The sequence below is a fragment of the Ruminococcus sp. RTP21484sp1_RTP21277st1_D2_RTP21277_210401 genome (assembly GCF_040924225.1).
GTDB lineage: Bacteria > Bacillota > Clostridia > Lachnospirales > Lachnospiraceae > Blautia_A > Blautia_A faecis.
In genome coordinates, this window is the sequence record NZ_JBCOMJ010000035.1 from 47170 (window position 1) to 57305 (window position 10136).

Consider the following 10136-nt stretch of genomic DNA (forward strand, 5'->3'; position numbering starts at 1 on the left):
TGAGACAACAGGAAATTAGATATATTTTATACCTGTTGTCTCTTAAAATTGGATACCCTTTATATGCTTCTCTTGCGAAGCAATGGCACCCTTCTGCATATGAAGGATTGCATAATTACTTTCGTGAAATTGATAATATCCAAAAAACATAATTTTATCCTCTATAACGCTCTGACAAATCGCGATTCACCGAATTTTCCCTTGCCATCTAATCCACTGCCTCAAATCGTGACATCTAATCCGAGGTTACAACCTGACACACATTTTGCAGTAGATATGTTTCCATATAAAACAACCGAGCTTTTTCAGGAGTTAGGCTTCTATTCCCAACTTCCGAAAAAGCCCGGAAATACGCCGCTTTCTGGCACTTGATTTTATTTTCTTGACATCAAGACTGCCGTCTCAACATGCGTTGAGACGTCTGAACTGCTCTCTTTTTTACTCGTTGGTTTGCGAAAATATGTCCAACGTCTCATCAGTTTGTGGAAACATATCTATGGATTACAGCTTCTCCATTGTATGTTTTTGGTACAGTTAACTTCTAGAATAACCTACTTACTTCAACGTATCATTTCAATGATAAATTGTTCTGTTCCCTCTTCCAATTGCCTTACTCCACTTGGAGTAAAACCGTGTCGCAAATAAAAGCGCTGCGCTTTTGTATTCTTCTCAAGAACCCATAGTGAATTACAATTCCTACTTACGGCAAAATCTAATAATTTACCTCCGATTCCCTGATCCACGAAAAACGTATCTACATACAATTCCAAGACTTGCGTTCCCTGAATATGAATGAACCCCTTAACAAAATCATCTTCATATACATAAAATTCCTTAAGTATCTCTGGGTGCTCGATGTATTCTTTTGCCAACGGATAAACTTGTATTTCACCAAATGAAACCATATCATCGTGAAAAATTTCTCTATAGTTCATCCGCTTGGAGAATACTGATATCTCAGCAATTCTCGATGCATCTCTATCTATTGCTCGTCTTATCATGACTAATTCTCCTTTTTGTAATAAACTGAAATTCATCAGCATCTCTGCCTTCCTCTTTTATTCCGCAGGGATTATTTCGCCTCGGTTAGATACGTCCCCCATCGCTGAAACCATCTCTACCAGGCCATTCCATCAACTTCCGATTTAAACAATTCTCCACATATCTAATCCACTGTCTCAAATCGTGACATCTAATCCGGGGTTACAACCTGACACACATTTTGCAGCGGATATGTTTCCATATAAGAAAACCGAGCTTTTTCAAAAGTCTGGCTTCAAATCCAAACCTCCGAAAAAGCTCGGAATCTATGTTTTTTAATTTGTCTACGCCACGCCGGATGCGCTACGGAAGCAAAGCTTCCTACGCTTATCCGCGGCATTCGCCGCATACAGCCCATCGCATAATGGTGCCTTTGTGAGCAAGCTCCCACAGCACCTTATGCTCGGTCTTAACCATTGAAGTCTATGGGAACAAGTCGGTATAAGGCCTTTTCTACCTATACAATGCAAGGCAAGTTTACACTGCTGCCACCTGCCACTGTCTCGACCGTTGAGACAGTGAAGGCCGCTTAACTTCTACACAATCCATCCGTTCAAACCACGGATTTGCCATACACTCGCAGGGAGTTGAGTTGCCTGATTTCACCGTCTCGACCTGGTATCTGATCCTTATTTCTTTGCGCTTTCTTCCAACTCCAGCATATACCTATCAAAGTCGGACATGAATAAACTGTCCTGGATCACGCGATATTTTTCAAATTCTGTCTCAGCATGAAGCTTTGCAATTTCTGCGGACACCTTACCCGCATCCTGTAAAATGCCATAATCAAACATTTCAATGAAGCTGTTGAGCCTCTTTTCCCAGTCCTGCATCGTAAGCGGAATATGTCGTAAGGTCATGTTTTCCGCAAAATCCAGGTATGCCGTCACCATACGATTCAGCTGCTTCATTTCATCCTGACTCAGATAATTTTTAGCAACCGTGACATCGCTTTTCTTAATCTTTCCGTCAGGAGCATCTGCCCAGGTGGTTAATCCCATGTGCTCTTTTGTGTGATCCGCTCTTTCCACGATCATCTCCGCCGCCGTATGTCCATGAACGGCATAATGCATTTTATTCTGAACAGTCGCATAGAATCTTCTCGTTGTTGCAGCATTTTTATCATAGTCAATGGCTGTCGCATACAGGTCAGTGATCTTCTGATAGAATTTTCTTTCGCTGGCACGGATCTCTCGGATGCGCTCTAGCTGCTCATCGAAATACTTTTCTGTCAGATACGTTCCGCGCTTCAGCCGCTCATCATCCATGACCCAGCCTTTGATGGTGTAGTCCTTGGCGATCTGGTTTACCCATTTTCGGAACTGTACCGCACGCTCGGAATTGACCTTGAAGCCTACGGCAATGATCATCTCCAAGGAATAGTGATTTGTATTGTAACTTTTTCCATCAGGAGCAGTTATTCGAAATTTTCGAATAACTGACTCCTCCTGTAGCTCACTATCTTCGAATATCTTTTTTATATGATAATTGATTGTATTGGTACCAACATCATACAATGTGGCCATCATCTTCTGCGTCACCCATATATTCTCATCCTCGTAGCGCATCTCTATGCTGCCCTGCTGATCACCTACTGAGGCAACATAGGTTAAGTACTCCGCTGCGCTAGAGCGGATGGTTATCTCATCTTTTTTCTTTGCCAACTAAAGCGCCTCCTTCCTAACATCTATTCCACTGCCTACAAACACCCCAAATGGTCGAATTGCCGGATTGGTTGTCATCCGTTTTCATTTTCCCAAAATCATCCCCAAATGCCTGACATCTAATCCGAGGTTACAACCTGACACAGATTTCGCGGTAGATATGTTTCCATATAAAACAACCGAGCTTTTTCAAGAGTTAGGCTTCTATTCCTAACTTCCGAAAAAGCCCGGAAATACGCCGCTTTCTGGCACTTGATTTTATTTTCTTGACATCAATACTACAGTCTCATTTTGTGTATCATTGTCCAAACTTAGTGTAAACTCTTTTTCTATAATCGGCAACTTAAATTCTATGGATTTCATCCACTGACCATTCTCTTTACGTTCTTCGTAAATCTGCACATTATCCACTAACTGTGACAGGAACTCTCGTTTCTCAGCTTCGTTCATATGGGCATACAGCTTATCAAAGAAAATGAGAGCTTTGTAGATATTGTCTCCGGTAATCTTGTCTGCCAGTAGAGCGCGTTTCTTAGTTTTTGCAGTTATAAGCAATTCCTCTGCTTCCTCTATTTTATCATAAGTCTTGTACAAACGGTTCTCTAAATCTGTTTTTCTTCGCTGATAATGCTTATCCTCATAATCAAGAGAATCTATATCTGACAATATAGCATCTTTATTGTGATATAGCTGTCTTAATTGTTTTTCGTAATTTGCTATTTCCTGATCTAATACGCTTGTGTCTACTTCCATATTTATCTTGCTGCGTATTAAATCCGAAAATTTAGGATTGCTAACCAGTTTACTGATCACCTCTGCAACAGAAGCATCCAGCATTTCCTCATGCGCCTGTTTTTTATAATCACACTTATGGCCTCTGGTCATATTCCGGTGTTTACAGCCATAATAATAAAAGTCCTTATAATTGCTTCCATCCTTGCGCTTCTTAATGGCCTTGTTGCCATACATTCCGGCACCGCAGACAGGACATTTCAAAATTCCTGATAATAGATGAATCTTTTCTCTCTTGTCACGATTGACCTTTTCATACTTTTTAGCCTGTGCCGCCACCTTGACCTGCGCCTGCTCCCATACTTCTTCTGATACAAGAGCTTCGTGCAGACCATCTACTAACAGGTAATCGTCTTTCTTAACCTGCCTATACTCATTTCTTGTACCATGAACCTTTTCTGTCCGTCTTCTTCCATAAGAGATTTTGCCACTATAAACCGGATTCTGTATAATCCTTCTGATTAGAGCAGCATCAAATAACGGATTTTTACCATTCTGTCTGGCTATCTTATGGATTCCATGATTTTCAAGATACTTTGCAATTCCATTTGCACCCAAATCCGTATTTACATATTGGTCAAATATCATTCTGATGGCAACTGCTTCTTCCTCATTGACTTCCAGTTTTCCATCAATAAGTGAATATCTATACGGTGCAAAGCCGCCATTCCATTTGCCTTCCCTGGCTTTCTGCATCCTGCCTTCCATGGTCTGAACACGAATGTTCTCACGTTCAATCTCTGCCACTGCTGACAGAACAGATATCATAAGCTTCCCGGCATCTTTGGATGAATCTATTCCGTCCTCCACACAAATCAGATTCACTCCAAAATCCTGCATTACTTGTAATGTTGCAAGTACATCTGCCGCATTCCTTCCAAATCTGGAAAGTTTAAATACAAGAACATAAGATACTTCATCTTTTCCTGACTTAATATCCTCCATCATCTGATTAAATGAAACTCTTCCCTCTATTGATTTGCCGGATTTTCCTGCATCCTCATACTCACCGGCAATTTCATATTCATTATAGTCGCAGAACGCTTTCATTTTTGTTTTCTGTGCATCCAGAGAATAGCCATCTATCTGCATGGTTGTCGAGACACGGGTGTATAAATATACTTTGATTTTCTCTTTCTTCAATTTACATATCACCTCCAGGAAGTGCCGAAACTGCCGACAGATTGATACTGACTAATGTATCCATCTGCCTGATTGCCAAATTTCTAAGCAATATAAGTCTTTCTGATTGAGATTTCCCCTGCTCAATTAAAATAGCATTATAACTTTCCATATTTGCCAACACCAACAACTGATTTAAATTTGCATCATCACGCACATTCCCCTTTTTACCCGGATTATTATTTTTCCATTGCTTTGCAGTCTGACCAAATAAAGCAACATTTAAAAGATCTGCTTCACTGGCATATGTATAAGCAATCTGTTCTGGTGTTAGCTCTGGTGGAATCAAATTTTCCTTCACCGCATCTGTGTGAATACGGTAGTTCACCTTTGATAAAGCCCTGTTCAAGTTCCAGTCCAATGAAAATCGACTATTTTCATCTTGTTTTAACCTGCGGTAATCTTTCATAATATACAGTTGAAATTCCGGAGAAATCCATGTAGCAAATGCCATTGCAATATCGCTATGTGCATAAGTTCCTCCACCATATCTGCCTGCTTTTGACACTATTCCAATAGCATTGGTCTGTTCAATCCATTTGGTTGGCGTCATAACAAACCTGTTTAATCCTGCCTCACTTCTAACCGCCTCGAATTGCACACGGTTAAAATCTGGATTATGAAGTTCTTCCCAAACAGCCAAAAACTCAACTGTATTTCTGTTTCGCATCCAGTTCTGAATGACAAATCTGGGATCATTATCATTTCTATATTTTGCAATATCTGTCAACGAAATATATTCATTTTCAAAATCTTTCGTGTAAATCCCAATATCAATTCCTTTTGCGTGAATAATTTCCCTAACTATTTTATTTGCCATCTCTATTCCTCCACCATGTTCTCCATCTGTTCCAACTTCTGCAAGGCTTTCATATACGCCATCAATCTTTTATACTGCGCATCTCCAAGGCTGTGAATCTGCTTTAAAATCTTAATATCCGACCTGGTAACTTCATAATCCATATCTGCATCTTTATATTCCGGATCAATTCCTTTTCCAGTCAAAAGCTGTTCGGGAGTAATCTCCAATGCATCACATATAGACAACAGACAGTCCGCTTTGGGATTCGTCTTTTTCTTCTTCCAGTCACTGATGTTACTTGTTGCAATCCCGGTCCTTCTTGAGAGTTCCAACTGCGTTATGTTCTTCTGCTCCATCACACAAAAAATTCTTTCACTGATAATCATGATTTTTCCTCCATCAACATTCCGTACATATCCGTATTTATAAATTTGTTTATCCGTCTATACGGTTATAGTATCATGCTGCAACTTTTCTTTCAATAGAGAATTTTGTATTTCTGAACTTTGTTATATTCTTCTCTTTATATAGCTCCGTGTACAACTGTCTTATTCTTTCCCTACGAAGATAAAAATCCGGATCAGGCAAATTATCCAAGTCCATTGATTCTGCATACTTTGCTACCATCTCTCCGATAAAATTTGCCAAATCACTCCAGGCATCTCTTTCTTTTAAAACCACTTTATTCTTAACCATAATTAAAATCCTTTCTGACATTATTCATACTAACTATCATGCTATTTCACAAATTGGCAAGCAGTGCACCGGTATATACCAGGTGCATTTTTTGCTTGTTGGGGAGATGCCCCCATCCCCTTGAACTGCTGGCAAGCCGCAGAGCCACGCTGACGCTTTTTGAAAATAATTAATTTCTCTTCCTTAAATCTACATCATAAAGATGAATAACTGACTTAAGCGTTTTTCTAAGTAACTTAGTTTGCTCAGCATGCATCTCTTTTAATTCAGCAATATCCTCTCTGTAGATATTTCCGGTTTCATTTGCTTTTTTCGCATACTGATTCAGGTTATTGCTAATTCTTGAATGCAAGGACAACACCTTACTCAAATCTGGCCATCGCAAATTTATCAAATATCCATTCAAAGCCATTTTTCTGATAAAGGCGCTCATATTTTGAACTCCGGCCTCCTTCATTCGGTTATGCAGTATCTCCACCTCCTCCGGTTTAAATTTCACATAAATACCTTTCGAATATTCTTTCATTTTGCATTTCCTCCACTCTCTTCTTTTGATTTCTGGTTTCTTTTAGAAATCATTCTTCCGGGGCAAACAATGATTTCTGAAAATAAGCAACAAAAAAGCAACCGATGTTACTCGATTGCCATATTGTTACGCTTGCGAGACTATTTCTTTCCCAAAAATTTGTTAGTATTGCATAAACCGTTTTGTGAAAATTTCTGTCCAAAAACTTTCAAAAAGTGATAATTGACTTTTTGCAAATTGTTGTTCTCAGAGTTCATATAAAATTGGAAAAAGCCCAAACCACACGGGTTTGAGCTTCGTTTGTGTATTCATATTTTCTGTTTTTGGGTATAGAATCTCCGTTGTTAAATATAGAATATTTGTTTGATTTTGTCAAGAGTCACTTACAATGAACCAAGCAAAAAGATAAAAGAATTTGCTATGAACAACCACTGGCTGATAATGCCCTGATGGTTTAATTCTTATTCATTTATTATTTGCCAAAGAAGCCAACTTCCCGGATAATATTTTTCCATATCCTCATCACTATACTGTTTGTCAAGCGATTCTGCGCGCCGTTTGAAAGCATCAAACCAATCCTGTCCAGTGACGAGATCTTGGTCAATGGCGTACCCCTCTCCCCATGTAAGCATAATATTCTGACAGATTAATGCCATAATCTGCCCACGTAGTTCAGTCTGCCCTCCCTGCAAAAACTCTGAGAAGCAATACCGGAGGGTGTATTCCCCGTAGCTCAGCAGTTCCTGATATTCGGGTTCATGTGCCTGCGTGTAATCGGAGGGATTGGAGGAGGCAGTCGGAGAAGCCATGATGGTATCCAGCAATTTTTCAATCGTCGTATCCAGACTGCCCGCACTATGCAGACATGCCAGTGCCTTACTGTAATTCTGTGTCTGCAAATCTTCGATATACGCCTGATCGTTCAGCGCATCATCCGCAGCAGCACCGGGGAATTTATCCCGAATATCGTCTGTATAATAACTTCCGTCTCTCGGTTCCCAATATTCCTTCAACGTATACTCTCCCGAATCAAGGACCTCGAAAGTAATGGCAGTGGGAATAAAGCTCCCGCCAACGGATTCTAAAGTGCCGCCATAGGTACTATAGATTTCATGAAGAACCAGAAGATATACGGTTTCTTCCTCTATGTGGGTATCTTCACCAACCATCGGGGTACCGCTTATGGCCTCGTTTGCAAGCAGCACATGACTTTCTACATGGATTAGACCGTCCGTATTCTCGTCGGAGAAATGCTCCAAAATTGCTTGGTTGATCGCAGTATCAAGATCATATACTTCTACTTTATCGAAATCTGATTGCACGAAAGACGCGATAGTTTCACCAGTTTCTACTTTACAAAAAGTAATAACATCCATATTTCCGATTAGATCAAAAGCGGTAGCTGCGCAAAGATCAAAATCCTTTTTCTGTACAGGATCATTGCCGGTAAGATAAACAATGAGTTCGTAAGGCTTCGTCTGGGTCTTAAGCTCTATTGATGAATATCGGAAATCCTTTGGATAAGAGAGAAGGTGCGCAATTGAGGAGACTTTTGGAGCATCGCCAATATAGTCCGTCCTGTATTGTTCTATATCATCCAAGATTGTACTTTCTATTCTTACTTCAATATTATCTACATTCACATAAACAATTTTATCCTCATCCGTATTATTTTGCACATTCACACCAATTTTGAACCAGCCACCTTTTTCCGCATCCATTTTCACAGGCATACCAGGGATAAGATAAGCAGGCTCATCGTAGGCTGTTTCTGTTCTCACCTGTACTGGTTTTAGGAAAACTTGCGTGTCTCCAAGACCTTCATCGGCGGTTACCGTAATGTAGTTTCCCAGGGGGGATATCTCCTCATCGGCATATACAACGGTCTCCTGGCTACCGGCAGGTATGATAATTCTAAGTCTGAAACTCTCCTGCTTAGGATTCGTTAACAAACAGACCGCAAAAAACGCACATGAAACAACCGCCACTACGATTATCCCAAAAGCAGGCTTCTTCCAGTTTGCCAAGTTACGGATTCGCCCCTTGGTGTCGCCCTCACCAAAGGCAAGCGGCGTACCGGCAATGATGTGTTTACCAGTAGCAAGGCTTAATAGCGATGCTGTATAATCTGCCAGAACACAATCTCCCATTTTCTTTATCACAGCCTCGTCGCAGCTCATTTCCATATCCCTACCGGCAAGGATGAAAGCAATCCATACCAAGGGATTAAACCAATGGATACACAATACAACAAAAGCCAGAGCTTTTATAATATAATCAAATCTGCGGATATGATGCTGCTCGTGCATCAGAATATAGGACTGTTCCTGTTCTTCTACAGAGGATGGAAGATAAATCTTAGGTTTAAATAACCCCATGACAAACGGCGATGTAATATCATCTACCAGATAGATGTTTTCCCGTAATGGCGAAGCAGTGATTAGCTTTCTCCGAAGCCGTTTGTAAGATAATGCCGCATAGATACCCATTCCGATGACACCTACCATCCAAACATAGGTAGCAATTGCCATCGGTGCCTCAAGTGGGTCAGCTCTTAGTTGTTCCTCCCCTTGAGGCAAAGTATTATTAATTGCATCATCAAAACCGGGAACTGGCAGCACAATATTAGGATACTCTGTATGAACAATATCGTTCGGAACATACTCGATACGACTTGCCATTGTGCCACTTTCAGCAACAGGAGTATCAAGTAAACCGAACAGCGAAAAACTGGATTCAATAGATACAGGGCATATCAGTCGAAAAAGGACAATTCCCCAAAGTGCATATGAGATAACCTTCGGAGCCTTTTTAAGAAGAAGCCGAAGTAGCAAAACCAATACGATAACCACACTTGCAGTAAGACTCATATTTAATAGTTTGGGTAAAAATGTATAGAAGAACATAAAATCACCTCCTCAATCCGTCAATGAGTTTTTTGAGTTCTTCGACTTCTTCATCTGATAGTTTTTTTCGTGTGCCAAAAGCAGCTATAAACGCAGGAAGAGAGCCGTCAAAAGTTTCCTCGACAAACTGCTCGCTTTTCATTCCATAAAACTCTTCTCGTGATATTAGCGAAGTAACCATTTTGTCATGAAGCTGAAAAATGCCTCGTTCACACAATCTCTTTAGAACAGTATAGGAGGTGGTTGACTTCCAACTCAACTCCTCTTCTGCCATTTTAATAAGATCTCTGGAAGCCAACGGTTCATGATTCCAAATAATATCCGCAAAACGGGACTCAAGTACTCCCATTGTAGGCATATATGATTCCTCCTTCCTTTTATCTACATCATATAGATAAATATACTCTACATGATGTAGATGATATTGTCAATAGACTTCATGGAATTGTAATAAAAAAGTGTCTTCGACACTTCAACTCCCCTGCCCCTCAATCTTGAGGGGATAGGGGTTTCTTTTTTTCAACTTT

At 40.2% G+C, this 10136-nt stretch carries 9 protein-coding genes; all 9 read right to left on the reverse strand.

Features of this window, described 5'->3' with window-relative positions:
• Positions 1-560: 560 nt before the first annotated feature.
• The 9 genes from AB5706_RS19265 to AB5706_RS19305 all read right to left on the reverse strand — a co-directional run bounded on the left by AB5706_RS19265 (position 561) and on the right by AB5706_RS19305 (position 9967).
• Positions 561-1001 carry a GNAT family N-acetyltransferase gene (locus tag AB5706_RS19265; protein ID WP_173770956.1) on the reverse strand — a complete coding sequence of 147 codons (441 nt, stop codon included), beginning with the start codon at positions 999-1001 and terminating at the stop codon, positions 561-563.
• A 669-nt stretch (positions 1002-1670) separates the two neighbouring features.
• The gene (locus AB5706_RS19270; protein WP_173770957.1) at positions 1671-2705 is read right to left on the reverse strand and encodes a virulence RhuM family protein; all 1035 of its coding nucleotides are present in this window, start codon (positions 2703-2705) and stop codon (positions 1671-1673) included.
• Positions 2706-2963: 258 nt separating this feature from the next.
• Positions 2964-4640: a recombinase family protein gene (locus tag AB5706_RS19275; RefSeq protein ID WP_173770958.1), complete on the reverse strand. Its 1677-nt coding sequence runs from the start codon at positions 4638-4640 to the stop codon at positions 2964-2966.
• Between the two features lies 1 nt (position 4641).
• Positions 4642-5499 carry a KilA-N domain-containing protein gene (locus AB5706_RS19280; RefSeq protein WP_118561641.1) on the reverse strand — a complete coding sequence of 286 codons (858 nt, stop codon included), beginning with the start codon at positions 5497-5499 and terminating at the stop codon, positions 4642-4644.
• A 2-nt stretch (positions 5500-5501) separates the two neighbouring features.
• Positions 5502-5867 carry a helix-turn-helix domain-containing protein gene (locus AB5706_RS19285; RefSeq protein ID WP_117658848.1) on the reverse strand — a complete coding sequence of 122 codons (366 nt, stop codon included), beginning with the start codon at positions 5865-5867 and terminating at the stop codon, positions 5502-5504.
• A gap of 73 nt (positions 5868-5940) precedes the next feature.
• Positions 5941-6177 carry a hypothetical protein gene (locus AB5706_RS19290; RefSeq protein ID WP_173770959.1) on the reverse strand — a complete coding sequence of 79 codons (237 nt, stop codon included), beginning with the start codon at positions 6175-6177 and terminating at the stop codon, positions 5941-5943.
• Between the two features lie 169 nt (positions 6178-6346).
• Positions 6347-6703: a plasmid mobilization protein gene (locus AB5706_RS19295; RefSeq protein ID WP_173770960.1), complete on the reverse strand. Its 357-nt coding sequence runs from the start codon at positions 6701-6703 to the stop codon at positions 6347-6349.
• 461 nt (positions 6704-7164) lie between these two features.
• Complete coding sequence (locus AB5706_RS19300; protein WP_173770961.1) at positions 7165-9609, reverse strand: M56 family metallopeptidase; 2445 nt, start codon at positions 9607-9609, stop codon at positions 7165-7167.
• A 4-nt stretch (positions 9610-9613) separates the two neighbouring features.
• A complete protein-coding gene (locus tag AB5706_RS19305) occupies positions 9614-9967 on the reverse strand; it encodes a BlaI/MecI/CopY family transcriptional regulator (protein ID WP_173770962.1) in 354 nt (117 codons plus the stop codon).
• Positions 9968-10136 lie beyond the last annotated feature (169 nt).

Coding starts and splice junctions, on each gene's coding strand:
- AB5706_RS19300 (WP_173770961.1), bottom strand. CDS start 9,609: ATGTTCTTCTATACATTTTTACCCAAACTATTAAATATGAGTCTTACT.
- AB5706_RS19290 (WP_173770959.1), bottom strand. CDS start 6,177: ATGGTTAAGAATAAAGTGGTTTTAAAAGAAAGAGATGCCTGGAGTGAT.
- AB5706_RS19280 (WP_118561641.1), bottom strand. CDS start 5,499: ATGGCAAATAAAATAGTTAGGGAAATTATTCACGCAAAAGGAATTGAT.
- AB5706_RS19305 (WP_173770962.1), bottom strand. CDS start 9,967: ATGCCTACAATGGGAGTACTTGAGTCCCGTTTTGCGGATATTATTTGG.
- AB5706_RS19295 (WP_173770960.1), bottom strand. CDS start 6,703: ATGAAAGAATATTCGAAAGGTATTTATGTGAAATTTAAACCGGAGGAG.
- AB5706_RS19265 (WP_173770956.1), bottom strand. CDS start 1,001: ATGATAAGACGAGCAATAGATAGAGATGCATCGAGAATTGCTGAGATA.
- AB5706_RS19285 (WP_117658848.1), bottom strand. CDS start 5,867: ATGATTATCAGTGAAAGAATTTTTTGTGTGATGGAGCAGAAGAACATA.